This is a genomic window from Pedobacter sp. Leaf194, from assembly GCF_001423945.1.
Lineage (GTDB): Bacteria > Bacteroidota > Bacteroidia > Sphingobacteriales > Sphingobacteriaceae > Pedobacter.
In genome coordinates, this window is the sequence record NZ_LMPU01000010.1 from 190,001 (window position 1) to 209,888 (window position 19,888).

Consider the following 19,888-nt stretch of genomic DNA (forward strand, 5'->3'; position numbering starts at 1 on the left):
ATTACTGAGGATTGTTACCTAATAATGCAACTACCACACCGAATAAAGCAGCACCCTCAATAAGGGCAGCAGCGATAATCATTGCAGTCTGAATTTTTGATGCAGCTTCTGGTTGACGAGCAATACCTTCCATTGCTTTACCACCTACTTGACCGATACCGATACCTGCACCGATTACTGCTAAACCGGCACCAATTGCCGCGATTGAACCTACCATAACTAATTTATTTATATTGATTTGTAAAAAATAGTTTCTATTAATGATGTTCTTCTACTGCCATACCAATAAATAAGGCAGTAAGTAATGTGAAAATAAAGGCCTGTAAAAATGCTACTAACAATTCCAACACATCCATAAATAAAACGAATGCAACTGAAACCGGAGCAATAGCCAATGTTTCGAAAATAAATATTAACGATATTAAACTTAATACAATGATGTGACCGGCTGTAATGTTAGCAAACAAACGAATCATTAAAGCGAACGGCTTAGAAATGATACCAATGAGCTCTACAGGAATCATAATCGGGTACAACCAAAATGGAACATCTGGCTTAAAAATGTGTTTCCAATAATACTTATTGCCGTTAATGTTGACGATTATCATCGTTCCTAGCGCCATAACAAAAGTTAAAGCAATGTTACCAGTAACGTTTGCACCACCCGGAAAAATCGGGATTAAACCAAATATGTTATTAAACAGAATGAAGAAAAACGTAGTTAATAAATACGGCATAAACTTGGCGTATTTATGACCAATATTTGGTTTAGCAATATCATCTCTAACAAAAATGATGATTGGCTCAATGAAAGACTGCAAACCTTTTGGAGATTTACCAACACGCCTCTTGTAAGCACCGGCTACCGAAATAAAAACGATTAGGATAACAAATATAGCAACAAACATTGCCGCAACGTTCTTGGTGATAGAGAAATCTAAAACAGATGCTTCTTCATCAATTTTGCCATCGGCACCAACCACCTTTACATGGTCTTCTTCTAAACGGTATTTGTTGTATTTACCCTGATAATCTTCTTCACCATGATGGAAATGCGCCGAAGAGAATACTTCCAATCCACCGTTAGTATATAAAATTACAGGAAGAGGCAAGGAAGTGTGACCCCAAAGATGCCACATGTGCGAATCTGCAATGTGCTCCATAATCACTTTTGTCGGCTCGAATTTTTCTTTGCCATGCGCTACAGCAGCATGCTCACCAGAAACTTCTTCTGCAGTTTTAGCAACAGCACTATCAACAGGAACAACAGCACTATCAGCTTGAGCGAAAGTATCAATTTTGATAGATAGAAACGCGATTAAAAGCGTAAAAACAACAATTACCTTCTTAACTTTAGATACTAAAACTTGGTTACAATCCATTTATTGGCAGATTTTTACTTTAAATTTTGGTGGCGCAAGTTACGCAACAAACAGTATATTTCAAAGGCAGAAAACAATAAATATAAAGAAAAAAAATTTACGAGAAACACAACACCTAATCCCTTCTCTTTTATACTGTAAATCAACACAAAAGCCATACAAAAAATCATCTTCACAGCAATCGATCCCATAATGGCCATAATTCCTACTTCCGGGTCTTTTTTTATTCCAATATCGACAAGCAAATAAGCTATAAAAGTGATGCCTGCTAAGAAGCCAAACAGAAGCCAAAAGTTTTTAACGAAAAGCTCCGTGCCAGGAAAAATCGTCGGCAGAATCGCAATAATGCCTATTAAAACCCCAACAAATATTAAATAGAAACTGGTAAATTTGGCTAGATTCAACGGAATAACGTTTGCAAATAAAAACTCCCGCAAAGATAAGGTTTTTAGTATCAACTAAGTAGTGACAAAATAATTATTGTTAGATTGCTGAAGCAGTTAAACCCGTTAATTGGTTAGCTGAGGTAAATATCCTAATGCTGAATTCACTTAATTAACTGTTTGCCCCATCTTTTTAAACAGGCTAGCAATATAACCTTTAGCAATTATTTAGTTGCCTGCCTAATTGCCTGGTATAGGGCAATTCCAACACCAACCAGCGCAAAAACTGCGGTAATAATGTTGGTTTTGCTGTGCCGGTGTTCGTCTATTTTGTAACCGATAAAAGTGAACAGCCCGATAGTCGCTATCATTTGGAAGCCTATTGCAGAATATTTCGCAGCGGCATTAACCTTTTTTTTGCTGTCTTCGAGGTTTGGCTTTTCCATTTTATAATACAATAATTAAGTTAACTTTGGATAATTAAATTTTTGCCAGGTAAAATATTTTTACCTATATTTTGTTTATTGTATATAACTAACGCGATTTTTTATAATTGAAAAAATACACCGACAAAACCCTATCTCCCTTCATTTTACTTTTCAGTGCATTCTTTATTTACGGCTGTGTAGCCAATAAAGATACTGCCGTAGACCGAAAGATGCAAAACTTAACGGCCCGGTATAACTATATCTATAACTCAAATGTTTTATTAACAGAATACAATGAAGGTTTGTTGCAAACCTATGCTGATAATTACGAAAAAATATTGCCGGTTTATTTAGACCCCGAACCGCAAATCACTTTGACCCTAACACCTTCTGTAGCCAACAAGCCGTTAGACGATGTTATTTTTAAAGGTCAGGCGATTATTAACGAAAAAAGCTTTAGCAATTATATCGATGATGCATATATGCTTTTGGGTAAGGCCAATTATTTGAAAGGGAATTATTTTATCGCTTCTGAATACTTTGATTACACCGCTAAAACCTATAAAAACAATTTAAAAACTTTCATCATGGCGATGAACTGGAAAGCGAGAAGCCAGATGGAGTTGAACAATATGGTTTATGCAGATAAGATTCTTGACACCATGCTACGTGCTCAGGATGAATTGAAGAGAGATTTGCCTGAGCCCCTGGCTACAACTGCGCAGATGCGTATTTATCAGAAACGAAACAAGGAAGCGATTTTATTATTGGAAACCGCCATAAGAACAGCTGATGAAAAGCAATTAAGAATTCGCTGGCAATATATTCTTGCACAGCTACAGGAGAAGGAAAACGACCTTCAAAATGCCTTTATTAATTATACCAAGGTTGAAAACAGTAATGCGCCTTTTGAGATGTATTTCCATGCAAATCTGCAGCGAATTAAACTGCGGGCCTTAATTAGTGGCTACAAAATAAATGAAGATAAGGCATTGCTAGCATTGCTTAAAGATGACAAAAATTTCGATTATACTGACCAGATTTATTATCAGGTTGGCGAATTATTCGCAAAAGAAAATAACTTTTCAAAAGCGGAAGACGCCTACATAAAATCAGTTAAAAACAGCACGAGAAATCAAAATCAAAAAGCCTTATCTTATTTAAAAATTGCTGATTTGAATTTCAGTGAATTTAAAAACTACATCAAGGCAAAAAGGTACTACGACAGCACAGTTTTAATTCTCCCAAAAAATTTCCCGGATTACGATAACATTGTAAAAAAAGCCGAAAACCTCCAGTATCTGTCATATCGATACACCTTAATTTCGAAGGAAGACACTTTGCAGGCAATTGCAAAACTGCCCGAGAGCGAAAGAGCAGCAAAAATTAAAGATTATTTAAGGCCGAAAGTTGAAGTGTCTACCGTTGTAAATAATAATGCGCAAGCGCTGAACAGTTCCTCATTCCCGGGTGAAAATGTGACCGTTTCTGCAAGCAGTGTTGGCAGCGGCAATACATTTTACTTTAATAACAATGCTGCAATCAGTAACGGCTTCGCCGATTTCAAAAAGCGTTGGGGAAACCGGCAACTCGAAGATAACTGGCGCCAGAGTGTGCGTTCATCCGCCCAGGAAACAAGCCAGATTTTGGCGGGTGGAAATGTTGCAAACGGAATTACGCCTTTAAACACCGGTACGGCCTCAACGGAAGCAGACCAAACATCGTTAGAAAAACAATTTGCTGATGCACTTCCATTAACCCCTGCTTTGGTTGCCACATCAAACCAAAAAATAATCGATGCTTATTTCGAAATTGCAAGCTTCTATCAGCAGGAGCTTAACGATAAAGCTGAAGCAAATAAGGTTTACCTCGAATTGTTAAAAAGGTTTCCTGATAACAACCATCTTGCTGCAATTTATTACAGTCTTTATCTGAATTATAAAGGCAACGAAGAAGGCAAATCGAACGAATATCGCCAGGCGGTTTTAACAAAGTTTCCTGAATCTAACTTCGCAAAAACGATCTTAGACCCATCTTATTCTGTAAAACAAGATGCGCTCGAAAATGCAATTAACCAAGGTTACAATAATGCATTTGATGCATACGCTCAAAAAAATTATCCGGGAGTAATTAAACAAGCTTCAGATAATATAACTGCTTACCCAAACAGTGGCTTGGCACCTCAATATGCTTATTTAAAAGCGATTTCCGTTGGCAGAACTGCAAAAGTTGATGCACTTTTAACGGAATTTAATTCGATTACAGCAAATTATCCAAATGATTTAATCATCACACCGTTGGTGAGAGACCATCTAAAGTACATCGAGGCAAACATGGAAGAATTTAAACGTCGTCCTGTTGCTTTAATAGATTTTGATGCAAAAGAACCGAGATTTGTAAGCCAGGCCGCACCTGCTAATGCGAAACCAAAGCCTATCGAAAACATGAATGCCGCAGTTACGCCAGAGCTTACGCCAAAAACTACCGAAAAACCAACAGCAAAACCAGTTGACGCCAATACAGATTTAGCTAAGCCAGCTAGCATATTTAGCACGGCAACATCAAATACTTACTATTATGTGATAGATGTTGCAGATGCTTCCTTAACTTTGAGCTCTTCGAGATTTGGGATTGGGCAGTTTAACCGCGGTAACTATCCTGATAATGATTTGGCCCATAAATTGGTAGAGTTAGATGATGACCAACTAATTTATGTAACCAGTTTTGTGGATTTGGAAGATGCAAAAATTTATGAAGAGAGCATTAAAAGTTCCTTGAAAAACATAATGAAGGTGCCAGCCAATAAATACAAGAGTTTCATCATCAGTAAAGAGAATTTCGAAAAACTAACAGATAGAAATCGTGTTAACGATTATCTGGAGTTTTACAAAAACAATTATTAAAATGAACAAACCACTTTCTGCAGCCGACGAAAAAAGATACAACCTTCGAATATGGAAAATTGTAATCGGCGGAATTGCACTATTTGCCATTTTCATTTCTATGATGGGTTTTGGCCTCTTTGGAACTTTGCCTTCTTTCAGAGATATTGAACATCCAAAAAGCAATCAGGCATCAGAAATTATTGCCGACGACGGTAGAACGATTGGAACATATTTCGTACAAAACCGTTCGAACGTTACCTATAAAGAAATTTCACCAAATGTAATAAACGGCTTAATTGCCACGGAAGATACGCGTTTTAAAGAACATTCCGGAATAGACTTTCAACGTACATTTACCATCATAGGTTATAATTTAATCGGAAAAAAACAAGGCGGCAGTACCATTACGCAGCAGTTGGCGCTTAATCTATTTTCGGAAGAAGGCAGACAACGGAATTTTTTTAAACGGGTTATGCAGAAGTTTAAAGAATGGGTTGTGGCAGTTAAGCTTGAAAGAAATTACACAAAGGAAGAGATTATCACCATGTACCTCAACACGGTCGATTTTGGAAATCAGGCCTATGGAATAAAATCGGCGGCAAGGGTTTACTTTAACACTACACCAGATAAATTAACAGTTCCACAGGCAGCAACTTTGGTCGGCATGCAGAAAGGCATAACCATGTATTCTCCAACACGCAATCCTGAGCGTTCAAAAGCGAGAAGAAATACGGTAATGGCCATGATGGTTAAATCCGATTTTTTAACTCAACAACAATTCGACGAAGAGAAAGAAACACCACTTAACCTCCATTTTAATGCGGCAACTGTAAATGATGGCATTGCACCTTATTTCCGCTCGGTGTTAAAAGCCGACATAAAAAATATTTTTGAGGAGCAGGGAATAACTAAACCAGATGGAACGCCTTACGACTTAGATCGCGATGGTTTAAAGGTTTATACAACCCTTAACTATGATATGCAGCAATATGCAGAAGAGGCTCAAAAAGAATACATGAAAGTATTGCAGGCACAGTTTATCAATAGCTGGAAAGGAAGAAATCCTTTCAGGGATAAGGCCTTGCAAATTGAACAGGGTATCAAACGTTCTGACAGATATAAATCGCTAAAGCTGGAAGGCAAAACTGATGAGGAGATAAAGGCCGATTTTAACACGCCTACAGACTTAACAATTTTTACCTGGAAAGGAAATGTTGATACCACAATGAAACCGATTGATTCGGTACGGTACTACAAGATGTTGCTAAGAAATGCCATGATGAGCATGGACCCGACTACAGGGTATGTTAAAGCCTGGGTTGGAGGCATAAATTATGAACATTTTAAGTACGACCAGGTTAAAATGGGAACCCGCCAGGTGGGTTCTACAGCAAAACCTTTTACCTATACGGTTGCTGTAGAAAACGGCTTTTCGCCATGCTTAACAGTGCCAAATGTTCCTGTAACGATTGATGGATATGGCGAACCCTGGACACCGAAATCTTCAGGTGCACCGTTACCTGGTTCAATTACATTACAAAAAGCCCTGGCTTATTCACAAAACTATGTAACCGCATACCTGATGAAACAAGTTGGCCCGGTTGCGGTTTCTGCGCTTGCAACAAAAATGGGTATACCAAACGTACCGCCTTACCCTTCTATTGCGCTCGGTACTTTCGATGCGTCAATCTACAATATGGTTGGTGCTTACGGTACTTTTGCTAATAAAGGTGTTTACACGAAACCAGTTTACCTGCTTAGGGTTGAAGATAAAAATGGTGTTGTACTATTCTCTCAAAAAGCAATTCCGAAGCCTGTGGTGAGTGAGGAAGTTGCGTACGTTATGACCAGAATGCTTAAGGGTGTAGTAACGGGGGGAACAGGATACCGGCTTATCAATAAATATAAAGTAAATGCACCAATAGGCGGCAAAACTGGTACCACGCAGAACAATTCTGACGGATGGTTCATGGCGATTACACCTCAGCTGGTAACAGGAATCTGGACGGGTTGTGAGGATAGGGCATTCCACTTTTTAAGTACCAGCCAGGGGGAAGGTGCCAATACAGCGCTCCCAATATTTGCAGGTTTTATAAAGCGGGTTTATGCAAATCCAGGTTTAAAGATCAGTCATGCAGATTTTGAAGCACCAAAGTCTGGCGTTTCCATTGTATTTGATTGTAACCTTTATCAAAAGCAAGAGGAAGGCACAACCGAATTGGATGAAAAGCTTGGTTTCTAAAGGCTGATGCCACAAATATCTTCACAAATAATATCCCTTGAGAAATAGATTTTCGTTTCCGAAATTCTATTTTTGTATTTAAATGAGCAGTTTCGACCATAAAACAGCATTAACGGCAATTCCGCATAAACCAGGCGTATATCAATATTGGGATGCGGATGGAAAGTTAATGTATATCGGAAAAGCGAAGGATTTGCGTAACCGTGTTGGCTCCTATTTCAACACCGATAAAAATCAGTTTAACGGAAAAACACGGGTACTTGTTTCGAAAATAAGAAAGATAACCTTTACCATTGTTGATACTGAAATTGACGCCTGGTTACTCGAAAACAGCCTGATAAAAAAGCATCAGCCTAAATTTAACATCAACTTAAAGGATGATAAAACCTATCCCTGGATTATTGTTAAAAACGAAAATTATCCCCGAATTTACTGGACTAGAAAAGTTATAAAGGATGGTTCGACATATTTTGGCCCTTATGGTTCGATAGGAATGATGCACACTATTCTCGATTTGATAAAAGAAACTTATCCGCTTAGAACCTGCTCGCTACCATTAAACGAACAAAACATTGCAGAAGGAAAGTTTAAGGTTTGCCTGGAATATCAGATTGGAAATTGCAAAGGGCCATGCCAGGCTTACCAGACAGAAAGCGATTACGATAAGAATATTGCGGAAATAAAAGAGATTTTAAATGGCAAAATCGGCAACGTTATCCGCGATGTTAAAAGCGTTATTAAAACAGCATCTGAAGATCTTAATTTCGAATTGGCGCATCAATATTCGAGGAGGTTACAGGTTTTGGAGAAATACCAAAGTAAATCAACAGTGGTAAACAGCGCAATTACAAATGTCGACGTGGTGAGCATTGCCTCCGATGAACGTTATGCATTTGTAAACTACCTGAAGGTGATGAATGGAACGATTATCCAAACACAGACCATTGAGGTAAAAAAGCAGTTAGATGAAAGCGACGATGAAATATTAACGCTTGCTTTGCTCGAGTTCAGAACAAAATTTAGCAGTACTTCAAGAGAAATTATTGTTCCTTTTGAACCTTCGCTGGAAGACGAAAGTTTACGTTTTACTGTACCAAAACTAGGAGAGAAAAAGAAACTTCTGGAGCTTTCTCAAAAAAACGTTTTGTTTTTTAAAAAAGAAAAACTGAATCAATACGAGAAACTGAATCCAGATTTACGCACCGACAGGATTTTAACTACCATGCAAAAGGACTTGCGTTTAACGCAACTTCCCAAGCATATAGAATGTTTTGATAACTCAAATTTCCAGGGAAAATATCCGGTTTCGGCAATTGTTGTATTTAAAGATGCGAAGCCGTCGAAAAAAGATTATCGCCACTTTAATGTGAAAACTGTTGAAGGACCGAATGATTTCGCGACCATGGAGGAGGCAGTTTTTAGGCGTTACAGGAGAATGTTAGATGAAGACCAGCCACTGCCGCAGCTGATAATTATTGATGGTGGTAAAGGGCAATTATCATCGGCCGTAAAAAGCTTGAAACTGCTTGGTATCGAAAATAAAGTTACAATAATAGGTATAGCAAAACGTTTGGAAGAATTATTTTATCCCGGCGATTCTTACCCGCTGTACCTTGATAAAAAGTCTGAAACGTTAAAGGTTATTCAACAACTGCGTGATGAAGCCCACCGTTTTGGAATCACATTTCACCGGAAGAAAAGAGATCAGGGTACCTTGAAAACCGAACTGGAACAAATTCCGGCTATTGGAAAAACAACAGCTGACAGGTTGCTTACTCATTTCAAATCTGTTAAAAAAATTAAAGAAGCAACAGAAAAAGAGTTAAGTGAAGTGCTCAACAAAAAGCAAATTATTACCCTATTGGAATACTTTAAACAAGCCTAGAATTCTATCGTAAGGCGGTATTATTTCCGGGGAACTAAAGTAAGTTATATAAAAAAAGCTTCGATAAAAATCGAAGCTTTTTGTTTAGTATTCCCAAAGTCCCTGTTCGTAATCAAGAACCGATTTCTTAATTTTTTCAGATTCCATTAACCTTTCCCTTGGGTCGGTAATGATGTCTCTTAACTTGTTATCTCCCGGGTTGGATTCCTTAACAATATAACTACTGAATAAGCGGCGGATGAAGAAATCATCAAAGCTCAGCGTAGAGGCATCATTGTTGGTATTAATCAACCTTTTATGCGCTATTATTGGCCTAAGTTCATCGTAACTTACCCAAAAAACCGGCTGCCATTGTTTCGAAGATTCAATAAATTTCATTGGCGCAATGCCAACAATACGAGGTTCGAATATCGAACGTTTAACGTCAAAAATCCAGTCTTCTTTAATTCTAAATTTCAAAAATGATTCAGGATTCAGGTCGTTTGCAACCGTTTTTACAGTTCCTGCTTTTGAATCGGTAACCTCTACAGTACCTGCAGCCTGCATTAAAGCAGTATCGGCAGTTAGTGGATTTGTAAAAGCATCATCTTCGTTATTTAACGTATCAAATGGCGAATAGGCTGTAAGTTCTTCTGATTTTACAGCAGAGATCAAAACATCAATCAGTCTGGATTTTGGAGACTTGAGCGATGAATTTACCGTATCACGAAGATCGATTTCACGCCAGATTCTCTTAGCATAGAACACATCCTCCTCACGTACATCCGCCAAAGGAACCATCTCCGTACTGTCGATATCTTTGCGGGCGTAAAAACCATCTTTTGGCGGCACCTTTAGCTTCTTCTTAACGGTTAACTTTTTAGTGCTGTCAACCGGTGCAACTGTATTACCAGCAGTTTTACTTGTAGTTGTTGCCACACCCTTCTTTTTTAAAGGCGTTTGTGCAAATACAAAGCCGGTAGATAAAACCAATACAGCGATGCTTAAAATCCTTTTCATCTTCTTCTATTTAACTGTAAACGCCAATGAAGGCAAAACATTCTGGCGACCATCTGGCCCTACAGAAACAATATCTTCAAAAAACACCCTTGTACCTGGCGTAATCGAATTTATAGCAGTTCTAACAGCACCTGCGAAACCACCGCCGCTACCCGAAATCGTAATAGCATCAGAACGGGGCTTTATAATTGTTAGCTTATAGCGCTGAATTTTAAATCTTACATCGAACGGAAAATCATCTAAATCCGCTTCAATTTCCGATTCGCTTTTCAATTGTACTGATGCAATATCACCACCAGACCTGCCACCAACCTTAGCAGTAGGTTTTGGAATAGCCTTAACCCTAAATTTTTGTGAACCAAGACTAATGCTTTTGCCTGCATTTGATGCTGTAACATTGATTGATACTTCCGAACCAACCTGAGAACCACTTGCAAGTACGTTGTATTTGCCTGCGCCTGTTTTACTCATCGAAGCTCCAGAGGCACTCGCATTAACACTTTCCAAAGGAAAACCAGCCGCTGATACAGAGAACGGATTAGGAATACCTGCATAAATTACATTCATCTTATCTGATGAAACGTTAGCCGAAGGTTTCGCAACCTGATAGCTTTGTTCTGGCGTTTTGTACTCTTTAATCTGCCCATCGGTTTGACGAACGCGAATCGTTCCTACCCACTTAAACACGCCTACGCTTCCTGTACTGCCGGTATAAGTTCCTTTACCTTCCTTTACTGACAGCTTACCGCCACCAACAGTGATATCAGGATTTGACCGGGAATCACTAGCTGTTAAAAAAACCTCAGCAGTGTATGGCTGCCCCTGGATAACGTAAGAAGTTGGCGCTACAGCAACTGCGGCGAACTTATCAATATTAACAACGGCTTTATCCATGTTTCCGAACAATTTTTTAACTACTTCGGCCTCTGCATTTTTTGTATCGGTTTGAAGTTTGGTTAAAATTGTCATTGCCGCGGTTAATGGAGTGCCCTCACCGAATAATGTTTCCTGCCAGTTACCTTTTCTTTTTCTAACCGGATCTTTCGCTTCTAAAGAAAAAGTTACGCCTGCCCTATCTTCAGGGTTTAGCAAAGCAATCAGCTTTTCGCGGGTTGCGTTAATTTTAGCCTTCAACTTTTCGCCCTCTTTCTGATTAATCATCAAATTTGGGGCAATATCCTGATTATCACGATTGGTCAAATCACCAGTTTCCGGGTTAATTCCGTCACCAGCTGTGGTAAACTGCTTCTTAATGCCCTCAATGTAATTGTTCAGGTCATCAGCTGCAGCTTTTGCTTGCTTCGCTTTTTCGTAAATTGGTTGAGCCCGAGCTGGTTCTTCCTTTAATTTAGAATTCTCGAAAGAAGAAAAAAGCTGCTCTATACCTGTATTTACGTTGTTTTTTGACGTATCCAAACTATCATTGATATTTTTGAATGCATCTAATATTGTATCTGATACGTTTAAGGCTAGCATGGCCAACAATACCAAATACATGATATTGATCATCCGCTGCCTTGTTGTTTCTTTTCCGCCTGCCATTTTTTATGTAGCTTTCTATTTAAAATTAAAAACTAGATAAATTATACGCGAGGGCTGTTCATAGCCGAAAGCATATTTCCGTAAATCGCATTAAGAGATGATAGGTTTTTAGCCAACTTATTCACTTCTTCTTTAAACTGTTTAGAATCTTCCATCGATTCGTTAAAGTTTTGCATGGTGAGCGATAAGTTTGAATAAAATTTATTCATCGATTTTAAATGTGCGCTCGAATCTTGTAATTCTAACTCATAAACTGCGTTTAATGCCGACAGGTTTTTCGCTAAGTTATTTACCTGATCATGATAAGCCTGAGAATCTACATTGCTTTCACCCATTGCTTTCAAGTTAGCGGTCGCTTTTTCAAAAGATGCACTCAAATTATCGAAACCAGCTGAAGCCGTTTTTACTTTACCTGTAAATTCATTTGTTGCCAGTGATGCATCTGCAACGCTCGATATTGAGGCTACTTTATCACCAAAGGTGCGTAAACCATTGCCTAAACTTTCAATTAATTCTGGTCCCACTTTGGCATCAGATAACATTTTATCTAAAGCTGCAGATGTTGGCGCAGAAACTGCAGCAACCGGTCTGGCTGATGCTGTTGGCAACTCACCTTTAAAATCCTCTCTTAATTCAGGATAAACCCGCTCCCATGCTGGTTCTGGTTCTGGTGGAAAAAATCCGGTTAAGAAGAATAAGATTGCCTCAACGCCAAGACCGATACCTATCATATAGTTACCCAATATCCCGCCGATGTGCAAAATCTTAAATAATGCCCCAACAATTACAATACTTGCTCCCCATGAAATCGCTACGTGTAACCAGCTTGGTTGTTTTTTTGCTGCCATAAAATTTTAATGTTTTTCTTTAGTTTTTAGTTGTTTTGGTTTATTTAGTTTCTTAAATCAGTTCCAGGGTAAGCCGAAACGCATCTGAAACCGATGTAAGATCTTTGTTGGTCTTGATACTCATAAGTTGATACAGCATTTTGTAAAAAATAGCCAGTATCTTTCCACGAACCACCTTTTACCACTTTACGTTTTAAATATTTGCTGTCATCTTTACCTGCAACGTAGGTAAAGTTAGGGTTTAAATCATGCAATAACGGACCTGATGATTTATTATAGGCCGTTTTTGTCCACTCGGCTACGTTACCAGACATGTTGTACAAGCCATAATCATTTGGGAAGTACGAACGAACACCAACGGTGTAAATTCCACCATCACTTGAGTAATCACCACGGCCCGGCTTGAAGTTAGCTTGTAAGCAACCTTTAGTATTTCTGATGTAAGGACCGCCCCATGGATATTTTGTTTTGGTATTGCCACCTCTTGCGGCATATTCAAATTCAGTTTCTGCAGGCAAATCATAATCCATCCGTGCATTCATAGGCATTTTTCTTGCAGATGCAACGCCCTGGTAAAGCTGCGTACGCCAGTGTGAAAAAGCTTTCGCCTGTTCCCAGCTTACGCCTACAACGGGATAATCATCATAAGACGGGTGATTATAATAACCGCGAACCATCGGGTCATTTTGAGAATATGAATAATCTGTCTTCCAAACCATTGTATCCGGATAAACAGCAATACTATATCTATCTATATAATCCTGGCGCTTGCTGTTTGGATCTTTGTGTCCAAGCGCAGCTTTATCAAGATTTAAAATTCCATAAGAGTACTCCAACTTACGAACATCAATCTCCTTACGTCCTGGCAAAGCATCTAAACCAGAATAATACATATTATCCAATTGACTTGCGTTTGCAGCAGCGGCACCTTTTCCTTTGCCGCTCCAAATCCCGGAGCCATTTCCAACCTTTTTCCAGTCGATATATTTTTCACCACCAAGTGCGCCAGCGGCGGCACCTTTTTGTGTCATCATATATTGTTGCGGATAGCCCATCATTACAATGGCAATTGAATCTCTCACCCATTTCGTAAACTGACGATACTCAGCATTAGAAATTTCGGTTTGATCCATGAAAAAAGCACTGATTGTAGTCATTCTGCTTGGGCCGGCCTGTGAAAATGTAATATCTTCATCAGAGCCTCCAAGTGGTGTATGACCTGGCGGAATGTAAACCATGCCCAGGGGAATACGCTGGTTCTTAAATTTTCGGTTGTATGAACCCACAAGTTCGCCCTGACCACCGTGGCCGCAGCTCTCAATAAGTACCGTTAAACCAATTATAGCTAGTAAGTAGATTTTCTTCATATATCCTTTATAGTGTACTAAACACAATTAGCAATTGTATCAAAAATGATTTAATTAAGCAACAATATATAAAATTTTACACGAAAGTACCTTTATTAGGGTATAAGTATGTTTTTTTAAGAACCTATACCTAACATTTTCGTTAAATTTTGCCACATTATTCTGCTATAACTCCGAATGCTGTAGTTTATTGTTACTCAGGAAAAAAATAGAGGGAATCTTTATTTGTTAGAAACTTTGATGTAGTTTTCAATAGCCATAGTCATTGATGGAACGCCTGGTGTTGGCGCAGCAATATCAACAACTAAGCCCATATCCGTTACAGCCTTACTTGTATTAACTCCAAACGCTGCAATTCTAGTATTATTTTGTTGGAAGTTGGGAAAATTTTTAAAAAGCGATTGAATGCTCGAAGGACTAAAAAATGCGATGACATCGTAGAACACTTCCGCCAAATCGGAAAGATCACTAACTACAGTTTTAAAAAGCACGGCAGGCGTGAAATTGTAACCACTTTTTTCGAGAAATTTCATCGTGTCTTCTGTCGCAACATCCGAGCATGGATATAAAAATTTCTCATTGGCATGCTTTTTCAAAACTTCAGCCAGGTCTGCAGCCGTTTGCTTTCCGAAGAAAATTTTTCTTTTTCTGTATTGTATGTATTTTTGAAGATACAAAGCAATCGTTTCAGAAAGACAGAAATATTTCAGTTCTGCAGGTACGTCGTAACGCATTTCCTCGCATATTCTAAAAAAGTGATCAGCTGCATTTCTACTGGTAAAAATCACAGCGGTGAAATCTGCCAAATTGATCTTATCTTTTCTGAAATCCCTTGCAGGCACACCTTCCACGTGAATAAAAGATCTAAAATCGACTTTAAGGTTATGCTTTTTAGCTAAATCGTAGTAGGGAGATTTTTCTGTTTCAGGCTTCGGTAAAGTAACTAAAACACTTTTCACTTTACGGATTCTAGAGTCGTTCTTTTCTTGCATTTTCCTTTTTCTGCTACAATCCTATCGTTTTAATTAGTATTAAGACAGGACATATTTCGAGGGCGCAAAAGTACAGAATTAAATGCATTTTCGAAAACTTATTATTAGAAAGTATTGTAATCCCGGCTCTTAGCAACTGGAACGCAAAAATTATTACTAAAAGTAAGATAGCCAGGCTGATGTATATTAAGCCGTATTTTAGTGGAGATAAGGCAAAAGCGACAACAAGGGGAATAAATAGCAATGAAGCGTTAAAGTAACTCAAATACAGAATGGAAATGTACTCATTAACAGGCTTTTGCATGTTAAACAGATAACCTAAAAACCTGAGTATGATAAGCTTTAAAGCATAAAAAACGATGATTATAATCGAAATGCTGAAGAAAAATTTAAAGCCATCTTTTGCCTGATACATATCGTAATACTGTGCAACAAGGAAAAAAAACATTCCTAAAATGAATCCGAATTGTATAAAAAGCAACAAAAAAGGCCAGGAACTGAAGAGGTTATCTTCTTTATTAATGTTGTTTAGAATTCGGTTACTGAAAAAAGATTGAACAATTGCAGACAGCTGCTTGCTAAAGGCGTTTTTCAGTATAGCGAAAATGACAAGCATGGCAAAAATAAATCCGAGAAGACCCACATTTCCTTTCGGTATACGCCTGCCAAGCTGGTAGGGATTAACCTTTTTCTTGGCATACTGATACGTTTTTTGCCAGGCCAGTAAATCGAGCTTTGGGAACAAATACTCTTTCTGCACACTATCCAGCAGCGCCGTCCGGTTAATTAAACGTTCTGGCAAAACCCAGGTATTGCGAATTATGGAATCGGTGACGTATTTCTGTCTGGCCAGTGTGGCCGAATCAGGCCGGTATCGCCGGTATTGATACTTAACCACCGAGATTGAATCTACCTTAGCCGGAATCTGTTGTGCAGCAACAAAGTTTGCAAAAAACAGAAACGCGAATAAAAATAAAATGACCTTCGGCATATTATAAAAAAATAACATCGCAAAAGTAGTCGAATATTCATTGTTTACCTAAAGAAAATAAATGGATTTAGATAATGCTGTATCTTTGTAGCAATGTCCGGTATCTATATTCATATTCCTTTTTGCAAAAAAGCGTGTCACTATTGCGACTTCCATTTCAGTACATCACTGCAATATGCTGATGAGATGGTGGAAGCCATCTGCAAGGAAATTTCGATGAAAAGAGATAGGATTGCCGGCAACGTGGGTTCAATATATCTTGGCGGTGGAACACCTTCAATCTTACCTCAAGCTGCCTTGCAGAGAATTTTCGATGCAATAACTCACAACTTTTCAGTCGCTGGAGATGCAGAAATTACAATTGAGGCAAATCCGGATGATTTGACTCCACAAAAATTGAAAGAATTAAAAGCCCTGCCGGTTAATCGCTTCAGCGTTGGTGTTCAATCTTTCTTTAACGAGGACCTGATTTGGATGAACCGGGCGCACAATGCACAGGAGGCAGAAACCTGCATTAAGAGAAGTCAGGATGCTGGCTTCGAAAACCTAACACTCGATTTAATTTATGGCTACCCGATGTTAACCGATGAAAAATGGTTGAACAACATCGCGAAAGCAATTGATTTAAAAGTGCCTCACATTTCTGCCTATGCGCTAACGGTTGAGCCGAGAACAGCACTGGCACACGCAATAAAGACCAAAAAACAAACTCCGGTAAATGATAGCCAAAGTGCAGAACAGTTTATTATTTTGATGAAAGCGTTAACCGAAGTAGGTTTTGAGCACTATGAAATTTCGAATTTTGCAAGTCCGGGTTGTTATGCTGTTCATAATACAAATTATTGGAAAGGCGTTAATTACATTGGCATCGGGCCATCGGCACATGGTTTCGATGGACAAAACCGTTACATGAACCCCGCTAATAACACACTTTACATCGAAAAGCTAGCGGGCAACAAGTTGCCTGAAATTGTTGAAGAACTTAGTTTAAACGATCGCTTTAATGAATACCTGATGACCTCTCTCAGAACGATGTGGGGAACCGATTTGCAAAAAATTAAGACCGCTTTTGGCAATGATTTCCTGGAAGAAACACTGCACAACCTTCGTAACTTTCAAGATAAGGATTGGCTGTTAATTGACGAGAATAAAATCAGGCTGAGCCAGAATGGAAAACTTTTTGCCGACCATATTGCAGCTGAGTTGTTTATTGTAAATGATTAAATCGATCTGGGATTAACGCTTTCAGCAAAACAATAGAGAAATTATACTTTATCATTAAGAATTTATCATTCCATAATAATTTTATATGTCGAAAATAGTTTGGATTACAGGTGCCTCTTCCGGAATTGGGGAAGCCTTGGCTTACGAGTATTTTAAGGCTGGAGATAAGTTAATTATTTCAGGCCGCAACCGTGATGAGTTGTTCAGGGTGAAAGGGAATTGCCAAAATTCATTTAACGTACATGTTTTGGCCTTCGATTTAAGTGAAACTGAAACATTATTGAATAAAGCCGAAGATGCAATCAAAATTTTTGGAAAGATTGATATATTGATAAATAGCGGTGGTGTTAGTCAGAGAGCCCTGGCTTTGGAAACCAGTTTAACAACAGAGCAGAAAATTATGGACACCAATTTCTGGGGAACAACAGTTTTAAGCAAAGCGGTATTGCCATTAATGATTAAGAGCGGTGGCGGACAAATTGTTGTAGTAAGCAGTTTGGTAGGTAAATTCGGAACTAAATTTCGGTCGGCATATTCGGCTTCGAAACATGCTTTACATGGTTATTTCGATTCATTACGGTCTGAGGTTTACGATAAGAATATCGATATCACCATTGTTTGCCCTGGTTTTATTAAAACAAATGTTTCAATAAATGCACTAACGGCCTCAGGAAAGAAACAGGAAACGATGGACGATGCGCAAGCTAATGGGATGAGTGCCAAAGAATGTGCAGGAGAAATTATTAAGGCAATTAGCGCAAAAAAAGAAGAAGTATATATTGGAGGGGGCGAAACAAAAGCAGTTTTACTCAAACGATTTTTCCCAAAGTTATTTTCAAAAAAAATAAGAGAAGCCAAGGTAATATAGTAGCTGTAAAACTTTTGAGTTCCTGATACCGCTTCGCTAAGAAGTTTAAGTGGCTTGCACAGCCTTATCTATCTAAACCGTATTGAAGCGGTATCCCCCGGTTTTTCTCCGGGGATTTAGCAAAAAGACGGACTGATTTCCCCGAAGAACTATTGGAGAACCTTTCCAATAAAAAATTAAAATCCTTATTTACAGCCAGTTAATTAAAAAGTTAATTTCTAAAAAACCAAGTATCTGTTACCTGTCGTAAATGAACACAAATAACAGAACTTAAAAATTAGAAATAATGAAAAAATTAATCTTATCAGCATTTGCTGTTTTCACAATGGCAATTTCAACACAAGTTTACGCTCAAAAAAACCCAATGGTAGGTGGAGCAGCAATGTACGCTACTAAAGATATTGTAGATAACGCAGTAAATTCTAAAGACCACACTACACTTGTTGAAGCAGTAAAAGCTGCCGGTTTAGTAGAAACCCTAAAAAGTGCTGGCCCGTTCACGGTTTTCGCTCCAACTAATGCTGCTTTCGCTAAATTGCCTGCAGGAACAGTTGAGACTTTAGTAAAACCAGAAAACAAAGCTTTGCTTACAAAAATTTTAACTTACCATGTAGTTGCTGGCAAAATGGACAGCAAAGCAATCGCAAAAGCTATTAAAGCTGGTGGTGGTAAAGCAGAATTTACAACTGTACAAGGCGAAAAATTATCAGCGCACATGATGGGCAAAAAATTAATGCTTACTGACGCTAAAGGCGGAATGAGTACAGTAACAATTGCAGATGTAAATCAAAAAAATGGTGTTATCCATGTGATTGACACTGTTTTGATGCCAAAATAATATTCACATCCCTATAATTTAAGATGAAACGTTTCTGCAAATTGCAGAGACGTTTTTTTTGCTTAAAATTAATCGGCAGGCATGTATTTTGTCAGCCGCTTTTCAGGTTTTAGAATTCGTAGCAATTGATGATGATAAGTGTTTAATTTTGAGCCATTATAAGCGAATCAAAAAACAAACGGGTTTTAAACCCCAATTTAACAATCAGGATAGATGCATCCCAACCTAAAAAGAATTCAGCAAAATATTGAGCCACTAAGGCAACAAATAATTAACCATCAGATTTATTCGGAGATAAATGAGTTGGAAGATCTTCGTGTATTTATGGAGCACCACGTTTTTGCAGTTTGGGATTTCATGTCGTTATTGAAGGCCTTACAAATTAACCTTACTTGTACTACGCTACCATGGTTTCCTGTTGGCGATGCGGTTACGAGGCAATTAATTTAACGAAATTGTTGCCGGAGAAGAAAGTGACCTTGATGCAGAAGGCAATATTAAAAGTCATTTCGAAATTTATCTGGATGCAATGGTTCAATGTGGAGCGAACGTTGGGCCGATTAACAACTTCTTAATTTCGTTGCAAAAAGGCCGCGATTTTGAAATGGCATTCGAGTTGGCACAGGTACCGCAATCTGCCAGAAATTTTATCAATGCTACTTTCGCAACAATAAACAGTGGCAAAAAGCATTTACAGGCCGCGAGTTTTACTTTCGGGCGTGAAGATTTAATTCCAAACATGTTTATGGGCATGGTAAACGATTTGAATACCACAAATCCAGAGCGTGTTTCTACTTTTAAATATTACCTGGAACGCCACATTGAGGTTGATGGCGATCACCACAGTCATTTGGCATTAGCGATGACTGAAAAATTATGTGAAAACGATGAGGCATTTTGGCTTGAAGCTGATCAAACAGCAAAGTCGGCCCTACAAAAACGCATCGATTTATGGGATGCTGCCTACGCGGAAATCGCTGCCAGAAAAATTTTAGCCTAGGTTAAGAAAACGTA

General features: G+C 38.4%; 18 protein-coding genes. 8 read left to right on the forward strand and 10 right to left on the reverse strand.

What is annotated here, in order from left to right; all coding sequences use genetic code 11:
- Position 1: 1 nt before the first annotated feature.
- From atpE to ASG14_RS15430, 4 genes are all read right to left on the reverse strand, one after another.
- A complete protein-coding gene (gene atpE, locus ASG14_RS15415) occupies positions 2-217 on the reverse strand; it encodes an ATP synthase F0 subunit C (RefSeq protein ID WP_056087863.1) in 216 nt (71 codons plus the stop codon).
- A 40-nt stretch (positions 218-257) separates the two neighbouring features.
- A complete protein-coding gene (gene atpB / locus ASG14_RS15420; RefSeq protein WP_056871962.1) occupies positions 258-1,382 on the reverse strand; it encodes a F0F1 ATP synthase subunit A in 1,125 nt (374 codons plus the stop codon).
- Positions 1,383-1,396: 14 nt separating this feature from the next.
- A complete protein-coding gene (locus ASG14_RS15425) occupies positions 1,397-1,840 on the reverse strand; it encodes a hypothetical protein (protein WP_235528603.1) in 444 nt (147 codons plus the stop codon).
- Positions 1,841-1,989: 149 nt separating this feature from the next.
- Entirely contained in the window at positions 1,990-2,211 is a 222-nt protein-coding gene (locus tag ASG14_RS15430) for an AtpZ/AtpI family protein (protein WP_056871963.1), read from the reverse strand.
- Between the two features lie 107 nt (positions 2,212-2,318).
- Here ASG14_RS15430 and ASG14_RS15435 point away from each other — a divergent pair, with 107 nt between their 5' ends.
- The 3 genes from ASG14_RS15435 to uvrC all read left to right on the forward strand — a co-directional run bounded on the left by ASG14_RS15435 (position 2,319) and on the right by uvrC (position 9,205).
- Complete coding sequence (locus ASG14_RS15435) at positions 2,319-5,096, forward strand: tol-pal system YbgF family protein (RefSeq protein ID WP_056871964.1); 2,778 nt, start codon at positions 2,319-2,321, stop codon at positions 5,094-5,096.
- Between the two features lies 1 nt (position 5,097).
- A complete protein-coding gene (locus tag ASG14_RS15440) occupies positions 5,098-7,320 on the forward strand; it encodes a transglycosylase domain-containing protein (protein ID WP_056871965.1) in 2,223 nt (740 codons plus the stop codon).
- Between the two features lie 82 nt (positions 7,321-7,402).
- Positions 7,403-9,205, forward strand: a complete 1,803-nt coding sequence (uvrC, locus tag ASG14_RS15445; RefSeq protein ID WP_056871966.1) for an excinuclease ABC subunit UvrC — start codon at positions 7,403-7,405, stop codon at positions 9,203-9,205.
- Between the two features lie 84 nt (positions 9,206-9,289).
- Here the strand turns inward: uvrC and gldN are convergent, their stop codons facing one another.
- The 6 genes from gldN to ASG14_RS15475 form a co-directional block, all read right to left on the reverse strand.
- The gene (gldN, locus tag ASG14_RS15450; protein WP_056871967.1) at positions 9,290-10,204 is read right to left on the reverse strand and encodes a gliding motility protein GldN; all 915 of its coding nucleotides are present in this window, start codon (positions 10,202-10,204) and stop codon (positions 9,290-9,292) included.
- Positions 10,205-10,210: 6 nt separating this feature from the next.
- Positions 10,211-11,746 (reverse strand): gliding motility protein GldM, encoded by a 1,536-nt coding sequence (gldM, locus tag ASG14_RS15455; protein WP_056871968.1) that lies wholly within the window; start codon positions 11,744-11,746, stop codon positions 10,211-10,213.
- A gap of 41 nt (positions 11,747-11,787) precedes the next feature.
- Positions 11,788-12,594, reverse strand: coding sequence for a gliding motility protein GldL (gene gldL, locus ASG14_RS15460; protein WP_056871969.1), 807 nt, complete (start codon positions 12,592-12,594; stop codon positions 11,788-11,790).
- Between the two features lie 44 nt (positions 12,595-12,638).
- Positions 12,639-13,961, reverse strand: a complete 1,323-nt coding sequence (locus ASG14_RS15465; RefSeq protein ID WP_056871970.1) for an SUMF1/EgtB/PvdO family nonheme iron enzyme — start codon at positions 13,959-13,961, stop codon at positions 12,639-12,641.
- Between the two features lie 221 nt (positions 13,962-14,182).
- Complete coding sequence (locus ASG14_RS15470; RefSeq protein WP_056871971.1) at positions 14,183-14,953, reverse strand: uroporphyrinogen-III synthase; 771 nt, start codon at positions 14,951-14,953, stop codon at positions 14,183-14,185.
- Positions 14,954-14,966: 13 nt separating this feature from the next.
- A complete protein-coding gene (locus ASG14_RS15475; RefSeq protein WP_056872087.1) occupies positions 14,967-15,944 on the reverse strand; it encodes a DUF4271 domain-containing protein in 978 nt (325 codons plus the stop codon).
- Between the two features lie 93 nt (positions 15,945-16,037).
- Between ASG14_RS15475 and hemW the strand changes: the two genes are divergently transcribed.
- From hemW to ASG14_RS15495, 5 genes are all read left to right on the forward strand, one after another.
- Positions 16,038-17,168, forward strand: coding sequence for a radical SAM family heme chaperone HemW (gene hemW, locus ASG14_RS15480; RefSeq protein WP_082491636.1), 1,131 nt, complete (start codon positions 16,038-16,040; stop codon positions 17,166-17,168).
- Positions 17,169-17,253: 85 nt separating this feature from the next.
- Positions 17,254-18,036, forward strand: a complete 783-nt coding sequence (locus ASG14_RS15485) for an SDR family oxidoreductase (protein ID WP_056871973.1) — start codon at positions 17,254-17,256, stop codon at positions 18,034-18,036.
- Positions 18,037-18,322: 286 nt separating this feature from the next.
- On the forward strand, positions 18,323-18,874 hold the full coding sequence (locus tag ASG14_RS15490; protein ID WP_082491637.1) for a fasciclin domain-containing protein: 552 nt from the start codon (positions 18,323-18,325) through the stop codon (positions 18,872-18,874).
- A gap of 213 nt (positions 18,875-19,087) precedes the next feature.
- Complete coding sequence (locus ASG14_RS20620) at positions 19,088-19,324, forward strand: DUF3050 domain-containing protein (protein ID WP_255352806.1); 237 nt, start codon at positions 19,088-19,090, stop codon at positions 19,322-19,324.
- Between the two features lie 46 nt (positions 19,325-19,370).
- Positions 19,371-19,874: a DUF3050 domain-containing protein gene (locus tag ASG14_RS15495; RefSeq protein WP_255352809.1), complete on the forward strand. Its 504-nt coding sequence runs from the start codon at positions 19,371-19,373 to the stop codon at positions 19,872-19,874.
- Positions 19,875-19,888: the final 14 nt, after the last annotated feature.

Excerpts from the sequence above, each read along its gene's own strand:
- hemW (WP_082491636.1), top strand. The coding sequence starts at position 16,038 with ATGTCCGGTATCTATATTCATATTCCTTTTTGCAAAAAAGCGTGTCAC.
- atpE (WP_056087863.1), bottom strand. The coding sequence starts at position 217 with ATGGTAGGTTCAATCGCGGCAATTGGTGCCGGTTTAGCAGTAATCGGT.
- ASG14_RS15470 (WP_056871971.1), bottom strand. The coding sequence starts at position 14,953 with ATGCAAGAAAAGAACGACTCTAGAATCCGTAAAGTGAAAAGTGTTTTA.
- atpB (WP_056871962.1), bottom strand. The coding sequence starts at position 1,382 with ATGGATTGTAACCAAGTTTTAGTATCTAAAGTTAAGAAGGTAATTGTT.
- ASG14_RS20620 (WP_255352806.1), top strand. The coding sequence starts at position 19,088 with ATGCATCCCAACCTAAAAAGAATTCAGCAAAATATTGAGCCACTAAGG.
- gldN (WP_056871967.1), bottom strand. The coding sequence starts at position 10,204 with ATGAAAAGGATTTTAAGCATCGCTGTATTGGTTTTATCTACCGGCTTT.
- uvrC (WP_056871966.1), top strand. The coding sequence starts at position 7,403 with ATGAGCAGTTTCGACCATAAAACAGCATTAACGGCAATTCCGCATAAA.
- ASG14_RS15430 (WP_056871963.1), bottom strand. The coding sequence starts at position 2,211 with ATGGAAAAGCCAAACCTCGAAGACAGCAAAAAAAAGGTTAATGCCGCT.
- ASG14_RS15465 (WP_056871970.1), bottom strand. The coding sequence starts at position 13,961 with ATGAAGAAAATCTACTTACTAGCTATAATTGGTTTAACGGTACTTATT.
- ASG14_RS15490 (WP_082491637.1), top strand. The coding sequence starts at position 18,323 with ATGAAAAAATTAATCTTATCAGCATTTGCTGTTTTCACAATGGCAATT.
- gldL (WP_056871969.1), bottom strand. The coding sequence starts at position 12,594 with ATGGCAGCAAAAAAACAACCAAGCTGGTTACACGTAGCGATTTCATGG.
- gldM (WP_056871968.1), bottom strand. The coding sequence starts at position 11,746 with ATGGCAGGCGGAAAAGAAACAACAAGGCAGCGGATGATCAATATCATG.
- ASG14_RS15475 (WP_056872087.1), bottom strand. The coding sequence starts at position 15,944 with ATGCCGAAGGTCATTTTATTTTTATTCGCGTTTCTGTTTTTTGCAAAC.
- ASG14_RS15440 (WP_056871965.1), top strand. The coding sequence starts at position 5,098 with ATGAACAAACCACTTTCTGCAGCCGACGAAAAAAGATACAACCTTCGA.
- ASG14_RS15485 (WP_056871973.1), top strand. The coding sequence starts at position 17,254 with ATGTCGAAAATAGTTTGGATTACAGGTGCCTCTTCCGGAATTGGGGAA.